Source organism: Natronospirillum sp. (assembly GCF_022565775.1).
In the GTDB taxonomy this organism is placed as follows: Bacteria; Pseudomonadota; Gammaproteobacteria; order Pseudomonadales; family Natronospirillaceae; genus Natronospirillum.
Window position 1 is genome coordinate 1 of the sequence record NZ_JAIUMC010000092.1, and the last position, 12,967, is coordinate 12,967.

The window sequence follows — 12,967 nt, forward strand, 5'->3', positions numbered from 1 at the left end:
GCATGAAGCACCGGCCAAACAGCAGATTGTCTGTTCCCGATCGTTCGGTGCCCCGGTCACAGAGAAGAGCGTGATGCAGGAGGCGGTCGCCAGCTACCTCAGCCGCGCGATGGAAAAGCTGCGGCGTGAACAGCGCCTGGTCCGGTCACTGCAGGTGTTCATCCGAACCAGTCCGTTTCGGGAACAGGATCCGCAATACAGCAATGCTGCGACCGGGCAGTTGCATGAACCCAGTGAGGACACCAGACCCATGATGGGCATGGCCATGCGCCTGCTGGACAGCATCTGGAGAGACGGCTACCCCTACTCCAAGGCCGGCGTGATGCTGAGCGATTTTTACGAACCCAATGCCTGGCAGCCCGACTTGCTGAGCGACCAGAATGCCAGCGCAAAGGGCAGAGTAACCTCTGTGGACAACCCACAACTGATGCAGGTGCTCGACACCATCAATGCCGGCAACCTCGGCAAGATATGGTTCGCACGCCAAGGCGCCCACCGAGACTGGCAGATGAAACGGGAGTGGTTGTCGCCGGGGTATCTGAGCCGGTGGGCGGAGTTGCCGAAGGTACGCTGACGCCCTAGACAGTCTACGCTAGCCTGCCGGCTCGGATGACTGTTCATGGTATACCCCGCCACGGCTGCGGACAGCCCATCATCCGATTACAATGCCGCCAGTTCTGTTATCGCACGCGTACACGTCTTTTCCTCAGCCACTCGGCATGCTTTATAAGCCTGGGCTCCGATTGGAGCAATGACAGCTCATTGAGCTCGCGGGCCAGAGTCATCTCATCAAAGAACCGGTGGATGGCATTGTGGCACTCCCGACACACCCAGACGCCCCGCGCCAGTTCTGACGCCGAGAAGTTTTTCCTGAATCGCTTTCGCCGGTGTACCTTTTTCGGAATCAGATGATGAAACGTCAGGTGCAGCTGGCGCTGACAAAGCGGGCATTGGTCGATATGGTCAGCCATGGTATCCAGAGCAGAGGTTTTATGGGTAGACGATATCTTTTGCGCATTGGATCAGTGTTTGCCGTCCAAACCGCAGAGTCGGGCTGCTTTCTCTGGCTGGGGCAAGCTCGGGACTCGGGCGCAATTGAAAAGCTCAACGTGATACGGCGACAATGGCAACGCGGATAGTCAGGAGCTCAAAGTGAAAAAAATAATTGCATTACTGCTGTTGCTGACCGCCACTGCCTCGGTTGCCGATCAACGCCTGCCCGACTGGACGGCAAGGACCGGCTCCGGTGACGAAGTCCGGCTCCATGACCGGCTTGCAGACTCATCGGGAACACTGCTGGCCATCGTCGCCAGCGACAGTCAGGAAAACGGGCAGGAGCAGCAGCGGGCGCTGCTGAATACCCACCAGCAGTTGGCCGAAGCCATGGACGATTTGCCGCCCGTGATGCATCTGACACTGATCGCTGGTGCACCGCGCCTGGTACACGGGTTTATCCGGCGCGGTCTCGCGCGCGAGTACGAAGCCCCGGTGCGGGACGAAGACATCCTGATGGTCTTTCTGTCCGACTATGACAACTATACCGAGCCCAGTGGCCTCACTGTGGATGAGCAGGGCACCTGGGTATGGATAGACGGACAGGGCGTCATCTATTGGGTGCTCAGGGAGTCGGATGACGACACGGCTGAGCGGTTGATGCGCGCACTGGAGGAGCGCTGAGGGGGCAACTTCAGGCTATTTCCTGCGCTGTTGTCGTACTTTCATCTTTGGACGGCTCAGAAACCAAGAGTAGCACCGAGAAGAGAAAGGCAGTCGCTCTCTGGTTCTTCAATCTGATGAATTCGAACAGTCCATCAAATAAAAAATCGATAAACCACGGGAACTCACAATGAACCAAGCAACTGCTCGAGACCCCTGCCAGTAACCTGTTCGTGATTGAACCTCGGGCAGTGGCGACCTGAAGTCCGAAATTCAACAAGGCATAGAACAGCATTCCGAGTTCAGAGGTGCTCAGGGAAGCATTTAGCAGGGTGCTGGAAAGCCACTGGTACTCCAACGGCAACGCGTAGATGCAGCTGGAACATGCATTGAGTCTGTCAACGGTAGAAGTGATCTGACGGGCTTTGATGAATACGCGTTTTACTTTGGTCATTACGGGTCCTCGAAAAGTAGGGCCCGTTAAAATAATCCCGTAATCACTGCGCCTGAGGCCGACTTGTGCCTTCCTCTTAGAACCCAATCATTGTGTTTTTAGAACCTCGTCAGGCGCCGCAAAAGCTGTGGCACAATGGAGGGTTTGGTCGCCTTCCTGGACAGCAACCTCTGGTCCGCTTGCGGCATTTAGCCGCGCTCCACAATGATTGTCAGAGAGTCTCAGGCGCGCGAATGGTTGTGGTATGAGTGGTGGCGATCTGCATGCAGGTCGAATGAACAGTCACAGATAGAGGTAGATGTATGGCGCTAGACACTGCGTTTTCCACAAAGCTGCAACAGCACTTGAGCGACGTCATGCAGCATGAGTCCATCCAGGGGCGGCTTCATTTTCGACATGCCGCACAGACAGCAATGGCGGTCGGAGCAATAGGAGACCTTTCATCCCTGTATACAGTGCAGCCTGAGCCACTCTCTTCAAAAAGAGCTGACTGGGAGCTGCAGCAGGCCTCCATCATCCAGGCCTATCGTCATGAGAGGGACATTCGCCAGAGCGTGCTGATCACTGTGCCGGTATTGCACAATGCAACCTGCCCCATTCATCAGATGCCAGCGTCGTTTGCTGAACAGGCCCACGCCCTGGGGGTCAAGCATGGCCTGCTGAGCGAGCAGTGTTCCCTTCACTTTCTGCCGCGGCCGATCAGCTTTGACTCCCTGGCCGAGCTTTCAGTCTGTGACGTCTATCATCTGAATCAGGCGCTGGTCTCTTACCTGGTTGAGCAGAACAGCGCCACGCCAGTGACATTGCAGAAAATGATGATGGCTGAGGAGAGACCCGAACGCCGGCACCGGCGCAGCCCCTATAGGATCACCTCGTTCCTGCTGGGGGTTGCGACTCTGCCCTCTGCCGACTATGGCTGCCATTTGTTGCCACAGAAGATGGCTTCTGCCATCCGGGCTCTCGACTATCGTGACTGGCCCCAGCACCAGCGCTGGTGCGAAAAAATGGGCCACCATTTCCCGCAGCCCGGACGCCAGTTTGCAGTTGGGCTGGCGCAGTTCTACGAATCACTCGAGCTCGGAAGGTTGGCAGAGTATCGACTCGATGCCGGCAGTGCCTTGATGGGACTGAATGGTGGGAGAGAGGGCGCGAAGCTTCTGGCTCTGGGGCCAGGAAGCAATGAGACACAGGCAGAGTTGCTGGTCATCAACTCTGATGGGACGACAGTGCTCAACCACATGACCTTTTCATTGGCAGGGTTCAGCAACCAACCGCTCGCGTCATTCAGACAGATGGTGATGGAGATGGCAGCCTCGCAAGGATTGAGATGGGCTGGCCAGTTGAATCAAGCGCACCAACTGGACATGGATGTGGGCTGAAAAACAGCATCAGGCGCATGAACAGGCGTGCGAAGATTCAGTAATGATTTCTGTCTGGAGGAAAAGCAATGTCAGAGAAGCCACCCAAAGTCGTCTATCTCGACCATTACCGAAAAGAGCCGTCACGGCTCTGCATTGAAATCCCAACCCTTGATTGGCAGTTGCCCGAATCGGTCTCGTTCAAGGGCTGGATCATCATGGAAGCTGCCTGGTATCGATTCGACCAACCGAAAGATGTCAAAGCGTTCGTGGCCTGGGTGTTCAGATACGGGTTTTCCCGCTACCCCGCCACTCCACACCTGGGCGTTGTGATCAGGAAAGAAGATGACGGCTACCATGTGCGGCTCTACAGGTCGGAGTATTGCCTGGACGATCCGATTCGAACGAGGGATGTGTTTGAGAACAGCCTGCGCCTGATGGACCATCACAAGAATTACGAACTGGTTTTGTCCCATGACGGCTATTGGTCTGCAGAAGAAGGACATGACTATGAGGAACTGATCCCGGCCGTTTTTATGCCACCCATGGATTCAGATGAACTGGAGGAGGATTCGGAATATGCGTCGGAGGAGTTCGAGACCGGAGCCATACCGGCCGCGATTTGCCATCTGGAACTGGACGCACTGTACCTGTAGCCAATGGTCTCAGGCGCACCTGAGGCCATGATAGCTTTGATATACCTTCGCACATCGGGAGACCGCCATGAGTGATATCATCAATTTCAATCAATACCGTCAGCAGAAAGAGGCACAAAGGATGTCTGACCGTCTTGATGGGGCCGCAGAGTGTGACTACGTAGAGGACCTGTTCGACGGCTGGGTTGAATTCGATGCCAACGTGCTGGGTGACATGCCGATAAAGAGCGGCCGTTTGTACCGTTTCGAATCGCCTCGCCAGGTAAATACCGCACTTGCACGGTTGCTGGATAGAACCAGAGCAATGGGCCTGAATGTGGTGATTGAACGCAACGACCGAGACTGGATCTTCTCTGCGACCCAATGCGTTCCGGAACTGGACCGATTTATGTTGCCGCGCACTGTGTTCGAGACGGGGATTCGTTTATTGAAGCCCAGCAAGTCCTACTCGCTGGTGATTCATTCCAACGGTTTCTGGAGTGGCTTTTCGGGAAACACTTATCAGGAACTCGTCCCGGCGTTTTGTGTCGATCCCGACTTTGGCGAGGGTGGCCGGGAGAAGAGTCAGTCGGAGTTGGATGCGTTGCGTGCAACAGGGCATTTTGGTCTGGAAGTGGTGGAGTCGCCCAAAGACTCAGGCGACTAGACGCACTTGGCTGCCGAATCAACAGTAATAGCTGCCAAACAAGTCTCGGTTTAGACTGATGGCGTAAGAGTATGAGAAAAGGAGCTCTTGATGTCGATATTGATTGCCACTGCCTTAGGACTCGTCGTATTGATGGTTCAGTTTGCCATTGCCTGGACTAAGGCCAGCAAAAAGCGCTGATCCAAGCAACGCCTGTTGCGGGCGGACAACCTCTCTATTGCAGTTGCATCAGCAATGGAATCAGTTGATCGAGCTGTTGCCGTAGCGACTGTTCCAGACCACTTGCGGTATCGCCTGTCAGGCCGGCCAGGTCTTGTTCCAGTTGCCCGCGATTGACCAGCAGCTCATCCAGGCTCAAAGCGCCATCGCCGTCGTAATCGAAATTGCGAATAAATGCTTGAGCAACAGTGGGTGCCAATGCCATGGCGAGCACCTGGGCGCCAATCAGATCCTGCGTTGAAGTTTCCTGTTCATCGACCATGCCAAAGAAGGTGGTAATACGGATCAACCGGCTCAAGTCAGCTTCGTTGATGTTTCCGGTATTACCCATATCCACCATGGACATGAACTGGTTCAGGCATTCCTGACGATCAACTTCACATGTGGTACCCAGTTCCGCAGTGTCTAGCTTGAACTGCACAGCTTCGCTGAAAAATACGCCATTCTGTCCGGGCAGGGCATCACAGGAGTAAAGCTCGAGAAATTCACCGTCTGCGAATTGCAGGCGCATCACTTCTCCGTCTTCGTGCAACGAAATTTCAGATCCCTCCTCTGCAAGCCAACTTCTGGCAAGGTCAGTGTGGAAAACAATGTCCGGATTCATGTCAATCACCGCATCGGCACCGATGACCGAGAAAAAATCGTCGGGATCTGAGCAGTGCTCCGCCCAAATGCCGGTCATACTCTCGACGTCGCTTGGCAGCGTCTGAGCAGAGGCTGACACCGAGGTCGCCAACAGACATGAAGCGACAAGCGCAGGAAAAACAATTGTGGGCTGTTGCCGGCAGTGCATGAGAGGGGCTCCCTTTTCTTGTTGGAATAGTCTTGGCACTCGAATCATCTAGCTGGATTAAGAGTAGACCAATCTGGAGGTGATTGATCACTGGCGCGATATCCTTCTGGATAAGGCACGGCAGTTGGTTGGGTGGTATGAAAAGGGAAGTGAATCGAAATAACTTGGAGGGTTAACTTTAGCAAGCAGGTTGCGCTGTTTAGAGAAAGTTGGTGTACTCACGTAGCTTGGCAACTGTTTGCGGCAGTTGTTGTTTGAGCAGCACCGCCAAGAGCGCCTCTATATCCAACTCGGGATTCCTCAGAGCCATTCTCTGGTCACGAATGGCGCTACAGCAGATAGATGGTGCCATGTCGATTTGGTAAAAAATGAAATCGTCTGGATGAATAACCTCAATGCCGTGGGGCTGAAGGGCTTCAGTCGGAAAGTCCTTCAAATTAGATGTGACGATAGCGTCGGCACCACAGTGAATGGCTGCTGCCAGCACGTGTCGGTCATCGGGGTCTGGCAGTGACAGACCTTCGATCAATGATTCATATCCGGAAACCTTCGCATCCCGCGCATGAAAATCCATCAGTTCTCGGACTTTTTCCAAGGCATCTCGACTGTGCTGGCCACGGCGCAAAAGTGCGTTGATCCACTCATCATGAATCTGATCTGTCCAATGGGCTTTGAAAAGATCAGTCATGGCGAGACGCATGAGCGTATCCCTGAGCGGCGCGGGGTACAGCACACAGGCGTCATAAACGACAGTGAACTTGCCCATCGAGTTTCAATATCCCATGTCTTCGTCTTGAGAGAGCCTGCCCAGTTCGTCCAAAGCATATTTCCTATGCTGACGATTTGCTTTCTGGTAGTTCAATACGTCCTGCAGCATTACCCTGCGGTGCGCACCAACTTTCCTGAAAGGAATGTCACCGTTCTCCAAAAGGCTGACAAGAAACGGGCGACTGACATTGAGTAAATTGGCGGCTTCCTGGGTACTGAGTTCCTGATGGTAAGGCACAACACTCACCGCATTACCGCGAGACATTTCTGAAAGTACATCTAACAGAATCTGCAGCACATGCCCGGGCAGAATGAGGTCGTCCGCTTCACCATTGTCACCACGCAATGACAATTGAACGCGGTCAGCATCGGTATATTTCGACAGCGTTCGGCTGGACTGCTTTGCCTGCTCAACCTCAGACTGATTTGGTAGCTGAACGACATTTTGCGTTGCCATCTGTCAGTTCCCACTGCTTCAGAATTTATATACTGGCAATTTTGCCACACAAACGAAATAAACGAAACAGGAGTTCTGTAATGAACAGTTTCATACTGAGGTGTACCAGCAACCCTGTTCTCTTGGTTTGGCACCAAGATTCAGGCCAAAATGCACCGGCATCTCTTGTGCGATCTGACTAATGATCTCAACAGCCTTACCACCGAACTGAAAGCCCTGATCCGAGCCGTGGTTTCGATGCCAACCTCCCATTACCAGAGGGACCTTACATGTTTGTAAGCACGTATCTTGTTGTCTGCGGTGATCAGGGGAACGGTCATGTGTCGGGCCAGTGCCGCGATCATTCTGTCTGCAGGGTCTTTGTGAAAGTCACCCACCACACGATTGCATGGGTGTCCAGAACGATCAAGAAACTGCCTCCCAGTCGTCTTCTGCCACCGGTTCTGTTGGCGCGTCAAAGTCAACCACGCTTCCCTTCAGAGTTTCCAGCGGTGACCGCTGATCAGATCGATAGCGGCGAATCTCGACTTTTGGCTGCCCGCGATCAGTGATCACAAGCGACTCGCCTGAAGTCTCCACCCGGCGCATATATTCGAGGGCTTTGGCCTTGAATTGTGATTTCGTCACGTGTTCTTGCTGCATCTTTGATACCTAGTCATGGGGCCTGGTCATTGAGGCTGCCTTTCGTTTTCGGTACTTTCCCCTCAGGCAGGGTTCACGCAGCATGTGGCTGAACCTCTTGAGCGACTTGATCGCCGTTGCTGATCTGGGCCTTGCGCAGCTCATACTCGGTTTGCAGGTTCAGCCAATAGCGTTCGCTGGTGCCGAAGTACCGGGCAAGCCGAAGTGCAGTATCTGCAGTGATGCCCCGGTTTTCACGAACAATTTCATTCATCCGGGTTCCCGGCACATGCAATGCTCTGGAAAGTGCGCTCACGCTCATGTCCAGAGGATTCAAATACTCTTCCCGAAGAATCTCTCCGGGGTGTATAGGGCGCATACCATTACGAGTCATCATGCGTTCTCCTCAGTGATAATCCACAATTTCAACATCCTCCGGACCATCGTCTGTCCAGCGAAAGCATACCCGCCACTGTTTGTTGATGCGGATACTGTGTTGACCTTCCCGGCTCCCTGCCAATGGCTCCAGCCGGTTTCCGGGTGGCAGCTTGAGATCATCCAAAACTTCAGCGGCCTCGAGCATAATCAGCTTCCGCTCAGCAGCAGCCTTAATTGCAGAAAATCGCTTGGTTTTGCCTGTTTCAAACAAGGCCCGAGTGTCTTTACAGCGAAAGCTTTTGATCATACTTGGATGTTATAGCGCATAGCGTTTAACGGCAAGCGTTATGTGGTCTTGGGAAACGACTGCGCCAGAAAGTACACTAGTTCTTACTTGCTTGTCACAACCCTGATCCTGCACCATTGCGCCAGTGATCGGTTCCAAGTACCAGGACGCAACCAATGACCCTAACCAAACGTCAATCGAAACAGCTTGAACGCGAGCTCGTGGCCACACTGACGGAGGCGTGCGAGACGGCGAAGGCAGAAGTGCCCGGCTTTAGCTGGTTGACGCACGATACCGCAGGTGAGGACTTCTCGGCCGGCCTGCGGGTGACCTGGATCTTCGATAGCCAGGCCTCTTTGGACCGCGCACTGGCTGACGGCCATGGCGAACGCATGCGAGCACTGACCCAGGCTGCGCTGGCAGAAGCCGACATTGAGGTGCCGGACCTCACCGCCTGCACGCAATTTGACAGCGAAGAAGCCTGCGCCTTGGCACAGGCGGGCGACTGGCAGGCGCGACTTGCTCAACTACGAAGGAGCCGGCACTGATATGGCGAAGGCAATTGAAAGCCCCTGTGTTGACGTCTGCAAGTTGTCCGGGGATGTCTGTGTCGGCTGCGGGCGCACCACGGTGGAAATCCGGCAGTGGCAGAGCATGAAGCGACCGGAAAAAATGGCCACGGTGCGCAATGCTGCCCTGCGCCTCAAGAAATTGAAGAAATCCGCCTCTGATTCTTGATGCAGGGCTTTAGCACCTTATTTAGCATTGAGTCACAGGCTTAAGGATGCCCGGCTGGGCACTGAACCTTGATGAGACTCAATCAGTTCGCCCGTGGGCTTGAGCCGAACGGCCTGCCCCTCGGCGTAGAAATACCAATATTCCTGTACCTGTCCCCAGATCCCGAGCTCGCCCTGCGTCTCCTGCCAGTGCCGCGCAATGCGGGCACGAACCTGCCGAAGTTGTTCTTCCCAGGGTGCTTTGGCCGCCAGTCGCCAGTCCAGCCCGATGTGTCGCTGGGATTCACAGGCAGCCAGTGCAAACAGGGGCTGGCTGGCGCGCCGAAAATGTGTGTCGATCCAGATGAAAGGCCGGTAGGCCATGGTCTCTTCTCGCAGTGAATCCTGTACACGGCGGATTTCCGCTTCCACCGGTTCCGGCGCGATGTCCAACTGACGACACAGGGCACGCAGGAAATCAGCGCCACTGTAGCGAAAGTCGAACCGGCTCTGGCGCAGTCCATAGTCGTCGCTTTCCACTGTCAGCATCAGGCGCTCCAGCGCGCGCTGATTGTCGGGCGCATAGCCCAGCCGATGCAGCAGGTCAGAGGTATCGACCTGACTGAGGCGGCTTTGGATCAATGGCTGAAGGGCTTCACTCATGGCGGTCTCCTGAGGACTAACTCGAGTCGAGCCTAACAGGGGGGTGCGTCACCTTGTGTCGCTGGCTCGAGAATCGGCTGACGCCTTCAGACTGGCTGACCTGATACAGGGCTTGCGACCTGATTTGTCGCAGCCTGATTCTATTCTGTTGCGCCAAGGTCAACGAATATCCCGAGTGAGCTTAACTATGCCTAGTCGTCGTCTCCGTCGCCTTCGAATGTCACGCATGTCCGCGCACTCTGCCGTGGTGAATGATCCACAGGTAACCCAACTGGCGCGCCTTTGGGTGTTGCGCCTGATGACCGGGTTCCATCCCCTGGTCAACAGCCTGCGCAAGGAAGGGCTGAACGACAGTGGCATAGCAAGCCTGCTAGGCCTTGAGCAGTGGCTTGATGAAGAGACCGGTGAAGACAGCGGTCGAGCCTTGCTTGCAGCGCTGCGGGACCGGAAGAAAGAGGCCGAACTCAATGCCGTGCAGACCCTCCAGCCACTGACTGACAACGTCAACGCCATCTGTGAGTTGCTGAAACTGAACAATGTTGAACGAGCCCTGGTAGCCGCCGTAGCGGTATTCCAGACCGTTCAGGAGTTGGAGGACACCTTCAACCTGATTCAGGTCCCCATTTCGACTCGCTTAATGTATACCGCCTATTCCGTCATTCTGGACGTACCGGTCAATGAGATCAGAGAAGTCCTGAGATTGAACAGCCGCCTGATGCAATCCGGGCTGCTGCAGGATCATGACGGGTTTGAAAGCCTGGTAGACCTGAGGTTCCTGACCCCGGAGCTACCCGATCAGCTCTTGTCCGAGCCCATTTCTGTCAGCAACTTCCTGAGTACCCTGTTGCGCGATGCACCTTCACCCAAACTGACGCTGCGCGACTTCGCACATCTGCGCGTCGAGACCGAGATCCTCAAGACTCACCTTGGCCAGGCACTGAAAAACAAAACGGCAGGCACCAACGTACTGCTGCATGGGCCTCCCGGCACGGGCAAAACACAACTGGCGGCAGTCATCGCGCGTGCCTTGGGAGCCCGGCTGTTTGAGCTGGACTATAACCCCAATCGGGATGGCCCCAGCTTGGGCCATGATCGCATGCGGCTGTTTCATGCTGCCCAGTCATTGCTGACCGGCGGTACCAGCCTGGTGTTGGTGGACGATGCCGAAGATATCTTTGACGATATTCCAATCGTCAAGTTGGCAAATGACGCGGGTACCGAGAAAAATGTGCTGAACACCGTGCTGGAGTCCAATCCGGCGCCCACAATATGGATAACGAACCGGATACAGAGTGTGGACGATGCCTTTATCCGGCGCTTTGATCTGGTTCTTCCCATACCGACACCGCCCAGATCGTATCGCCTGCGAATCGCAAAGCGATATGGCAAAGGCCTGGTCGATGACCAGACCCTGCAGCGCTTGTCTAACCTGGAAACCCTGGCCCCGGCTGTTCTGGCACGGTCGGCTGAAGTGGTCAGGGCATCGGCGGCTGACAAGTCCATTGAACAGCGCAGCGCCTGGCTGGAGCGCCTTGTCACCAACACGCTGGAAGCACAGGGCCATCGGGATATCAAACGCCAGCTCCAACAGACCTGTGTGGATCATTTTGATCCACGGGTAATACATTCGAGCCCCACGCCGCAGGCTTTGCTTGATGGACTGCAACAGCATGGCGCTGCTCGCCTTTGCCTGCACGGAGAGCCCGGTACCGGCAAGTCGGCGCTGGCGCAATGGATGGCCAAAAAGCTGGATCGGCCCCTGCACAGTCACAAGGTGTCTGATCTGGTATCAGCCTATGTCGGCGAAACCGAGCAGAACATTGCCCTGGCATTCGAGAAGGCCGATCGCGATGGCGCTGTATTGTTGCTCGATGAAGTGGACAGCTTTCTCTCCAGTCGAAGCAGTGCGCGCAACAGTTGGGAGGTGACTGCCATCAATGAAATGCTCACCCAGATGGAAGCCTTTCGGGGGCTGTTTATCGCCTCGACCAACCGACTGGCCGGGCTTGACGAGGCATCGCTGCGCCGCTTCGACCTGAAGCTGGAGCTCCGACCATTGAAGTCAGAGCAGGCCATTCGACTGTTCCGCCACCACTGCAAGCAAATGAACCTGAAGCCGGTCACGCAAAACCACTCGAAGCGGGTTGGCCAGCTTCCCAATCTGACCCCGGGAGACTTTGCTACCGTCACCCGCCAGAGCCGGTTTCATCCCATCCAACAGGTTGATGACTTCATCCACCGGTTGGCAGGTGAGTGTGAACTGAAAGGCAGCAACAAGCGGCGGATTGGTTTTTGAGCAGGCAGCTCTCAACAGTGCGACCTGACTTGTCGCAGGGCTGTGGTAGGTGATAAAACACGACCATAAAGCCTGTACCGCAAGGATGCTCCATGCCTGAACACCACGACACCCTGGCCCGCATGATCAAGATGCTGCAGATGATCCCTGCCGCACCCGGGCGCATTGCCACCACCACGCTGCAGAGCAAACTGGAAGAGCAGGGGTTTCAGATCACGCTGCGCTCCTTGCAGCGCGACCTGAAACGCATGGAATACTTCTTCCCGATTCAGTGTGATGACTCGGAAAAGCCGCATCGCTGGTCATTCGATTCGCATTACTCGCGTTCGTTTCCCGGTATGGATGCGGACAGGGCGCTGACCCTGGTACTGGCAGATGACTATCTCAGGCCCTTGCTGCCCAGCACGGTGATGGATGCCATCGCGCCGCAGGTCAACGAAGCCCGCCAGTTTCTGGATGGGTTGGAAAGCAATCACCTGGCACGCTGGCGCCGCCAGGTGCGGGCCATCAGCCAGGGCCGCTCATTGCTGCCGGCACCGATCGACCCGGACATCTGGCGTCAGGTAACGGCAGGCCTGTTGCAGGGCCGGGCTCTGCAAGTCACCTATCAGACCCGCACCAAGGAAACACCGGACGAGTATGTGATACATCCTCAGGGCCTGGTGCATCGCGACAGCGTGACCTACCTGCTGGCCACCGTGAAAACCTACAACGACATACTGCAGTTTGCCCTGCATCGGTTCTCTGCTGTCAGCATCAGCGATCAGGCCTATCGCCCGCAGCCGGATTTTGATGTGGACGCCTACATAGCCAGCGGCGGTTTCGGCTATGCGGCCAGTGCCGAGCTCGTGGAACTGAAAGCCTGGGTCAGCCCGGAGCTGCGCGTGCGCCTGAGCGAAACCCCACTGACGGAAGGCCAGACGCTGACCTTCCCGGATGACTCCGGTTGGGGCTATCTGCAGGCCCGCGTCAACGACGAACAGGCCATGCAGTGGTGGCT

17 protein-coding genes are annotated in these 12,967 nt (G+C 55.5%); 9 read left to right on the forward strand and 8 right to left on the reverse strand.

What is annotated here, in order from left to right; translation table 11 throughout:
* Positions 1–574, forward strand: a 574-nt coding sequence (locus LAT62_RS13695; protein ID WP_293385007.1) for a DUF4113 domain-containing protein, incomplete at its 5' end; no start/stop codon positions are given.
* A gap of 578 nt (positions 575–1,152) precedes the next feature.
* A complete protein-coding gene (locus LAT62_RS13700) occupies positions 1,153–1,677 on the forward strand; it encodes a hypothetical protein (protein ID WP_293385010.1) in 525 nt (174 codons plus the stop codon).
* A gap of 10 nt (positions 1,678–1,687) precedes the next feature.
* On the opposite strand, the gene LAT62_RS13705 is transcribed toward LAT62_RS13700, so the two are convergent.
* Positions 1,688–2,110 (reverse strand): hypothetical protein, encoded by a 423-nt coding sequence (locus LAT62_RS13705; protein ID WP_293385012.1) that lies wholly within the window; start codon positions 2,108–2,110, stop codon positions 1,688–1,690.
* A 302-nt stretch (positions 2,111–2,412) separates the two neighbouring features.
* Here LAT62_RS13705 and LAT62_RS13710 point away from each other — a divergent pair, with 302 nt between their 5' ends.
* From LAT62_RS13710 to LAT62_RS13720, 3 genes are all read left to right on the forward strand, one after another.
* Positions 2,413–3,489: a hypothetical protein gene (locus LAT62_RS13710; RefSeq protein ID WP_293385016.1), complete on the forward strand. Its 1,077-nt coding sequence runs from the start codon at positions 2,413–2,415 to the stop codon at positions 3,487–3,489.
* A gap of 68 nt (positions 3,490–3,557) precedes the next feature.
* On the forward strand, positions 3,558–4,124 hold the full coding sequence (locus LAT62_RS13715) for a hypothetical protein (protein WP_293385019.1): 567 nt from the start codon (positions 3,558–3,560) through the stop codon (positions 4,122–4,124).
* Positions 4,125–4,191: 67 nt separating this feature from the next.
* Positions 4,192–4,770 carry a hypothetical protein gene (locus LAT62_RS13720; RefSeq protein ID WP_293385022.1) on the forward strand — a complete coding sequence of 193 codons (579 nt, stop codon included), beginning with the start codon at positions 4,192–4,194 and terminating at the stop codon, positions 4,768–4,770.
* Positions 4,771–4,984: 214 nt separating this feature from the next.
* Here the strand turns inward: LAT62_RS13720 and LAT62_RS13725 are convergent, their stop codons facing one another.
* From LAT62_RS13725 to LAT62_RS13750, 6 genes are all read right to left on the reverse strand, one after another.
* On the reverse strand, positions 4,985–5,671 hold the full coding sequence (locus LAT62_RS13725) for a hypothetical protein (RefSeq protein ID WP_293385024.1): 687 nt from the start codon (positions 5,669–5,671) through the stop codon (positions 4,985–4,987).
* 310 nt (positions 5,672–5,981) lie between these two features.
* Positions 5,982–6,548, reverse strand: a complete 567-nt coding sequence (locus LAT62_RS13730; protein ID WP_293385027.1) for a putative toxin-antitoxin system toxin component, PIN family — start codon at positions 6,546–6,548, stop codon at positions 5,982–5,984.
* A 6-nt stretch (positions 6,549–6,554) separates the two neighbouring features.
* Positions 6,555–7,007 (reverse strand): excisionase family DNA-binding protein, encoded by a 453-nt coding sequence (locus LAT62_RS13735; RefSeq protein WP_293385030.1) that lies wholly within the window; start codon positions 7,005–7,007, stop codon positions 6,555–6,557.
* A 405-nt stretch (positions 7,008–7,412) separates the two neighbouring features.
* On the reverse strand, positions 7,413–7,649 hold the full coding sequence (locus LAT62_RS13740) for a type II toxin-antitoxin system Phd/YefM family antitoxin (RefSeq protein WP_293385033.1): 237 nt from the start codon (positions 7,647–7,649) through the stop codon (positions 7,413–7,415).
* A gap of 73 nt (positions 7,650–7,722) precedes the next feature.
* Positions 7,723–8,025: a HigA family addiction module antitoxin gene (locus LAT62_RS13745; protein ID WP_293385036.1), complete on the reverse strand. Its 303-nt coding sequence runs from the start codon at positions 8,023–8,025 to the stop codon at positions 7,723–7,725.
* 9 nt (positions 8,026–8,034) lie between these two features.
* Positions 8,035–8,313: a type II toxin-antitoxin system RelE/ParE family toxin gene (locus LAT62_RS13750; RefSeq protein WP_293385039.1), complete on the reverse strand. Its 279-nt coding sequence runs from the start codon at positions 8,311–8,313 to the stop codon at positions 8,035–8,037.
* A gap of 155 nt (positions 8,314–8,468) precedes the next feature.
* Between LAT62_RS13750 and LAT62_RS13755 the strand changes: the two genes are divergently transcribed.
* Positions 8,469–8,840 (forward strand): hypothetical protein, encoded by a 372-nt coding sequence (locus LAT62_RS13755; RefSeq protein WP_293385042.1) that lies wholly within the window; start codon positions 8,469–8,471, stop codon positions 8,838–8,840.
* Position 8,841: 1 nt separating this feature from the next.
* Positions 8,842–9,030 carry a DUF1289 domain-containing protein gene (locus LAT62_RS13760; RefSeq protein ID WP_293385045.1) on the forward strand — a complete coding sequence of 63 codons (189 nt, stop codon included), beginning with the start codon at positions 8,842–8,844 and terminating at the stop codon, positions 9,028–9,030.
* Positions 9,031–9,062: 32 nt separating this feature from the next.
* On the opposite strand, the gene LAT62_RS13765 is transcribed toward LAT62_RS13760, so the two are convergent.
* Positions 9,063–9,671 (reverse strand): hypothetical protein, encoded by a 609-nt coding sequence (locus LAT62_RS13765; RefSeq protein ID WP_293385048.1) that lies wholly within the window; start codon positions 9,669–9,671, stop codon positions 9,063–9,065.
* 226 nt (positions 9,672–9,897) lie between these two features.
* On the opposite strand from LAT62_RS13765, the gene LAT62_RS13770 reads away from it, so the two are divergent.
* Both LAT62_RS13770 and LAT62_RS13775 read left to right on the forward strand, forming a co-directional pair.
* Positions 9,898–11,967, forward strand: coding sequence for an AAA family ATPase (locus tag LAT62_RS13770; protein ID WP_293385051.1), 2,070 nt, complete (start codon positions 9,898–9,900; stop codon positions 11,965–11,967).
* Positions 11,968–12,059: 92 nt separating this feature from the next.
* The coding region (locus LAT62_RS13775; protein ID WP_293385054.1) for a YafY family protein at positions 12,060–12,967 on the forward strand (908 nt) is incomplete at its 3' end.

Coding starts and splice junctions, on each gene's coding strand:
- LAT62_RS13760 (WP_293385045.1), top strand. CDS start 8,842: ATGGCGAAGGCAATTGAAAGCCCCTGTGTTGACGTCTGCAAGTTGTCC.
- LAT62_RS13720 (WP_293385022.1), top strand. CDS start 4,192: ATGAGTGATATCATCAATTTCAATCAATACCGTCAGCAGAAAGAGGCA.
- LAT62_RS13710 (WP_293385016.1), top strand. CDS start 2,413: ATGGCGCTAGACACTGCGTTTTCCACAAAGCTGCAACAGCACTTGAGC.
- LAT62_RS13730 (WP_293385027.1), bottom strand. CDS start 6,548: ATGGGCAAGTTCACTGTCGTTTATGACGCCTGTGTGCTGTACCCCGCG.
- LAT62_RS13770 (WP_293385051.1), top strand. CDS start 9,898: ATGTCCGCGCACTCTGCCGTGGTGAATGATCCACAGGTAACCCAACTG.
- LAT62_RS13750 (WP_293385039.1), bottom strand. CDS start 8,313: ATGATCAAAAGCTTTCGCTGTAAAGACACTCGGGCCTTGTTTGAAACA.
- LAT62_RS13755 (WP_293385042.1), top strand. CDS start 8,469: ATGACCCTAACCAAACGTCAATCGAAACAGCTTGAACGCGAGCTCGTG.
- LAT62_RS13715 (WP_293385019.1), top strand. CDS start 3,558: ATGTCAGAGAAGCCACCCAAAGTCGTCTATCTCGACCATTACCGAAAA.
- LAT62_RS13745 (WP_293385036.1), bottom strand. CDS start 8,025: ATGATGACTCGTAATGGTATGCGCCCTATACACCCCGGAGAGATTCTT.
- LAT62_RS13735 (WP_293385030.1), bottom strand. CDS start 7,007: ATGGCAACGCAAAATGTCGTTCAGCTACCAAATCAGTCTGAGGTTGAG.
- LAT62_RS13705 (WP_293385012.1), bottom strand. CDS start 2,110: ATGACCAAAGTAAAACGCGTATTCATCAAAGCCCGTCAGATCACTTCT.
- LAT62_RS13740 (WP_293385033.1), bottom strand. CDS start 7,649: ATGCAGCAAGAACACGTGACGAAATCACAATTCAAGGCCAAAGCCCTC.
- LAT62_RS13725 (WP_293385024.1), bottom strand. CDS start 5,671: ATGACCGGCATTTGGGCGGAGCACTGCTCAGATCCCGACGATTTTTTC.
- LAT62_RS13765 (WP_293385048.1), bottom strand. CDS start 9,671: ATGAGTGAAGCCCTTCAGCCATTGATCCAAAGCCGCCTCAGTCAGGTC.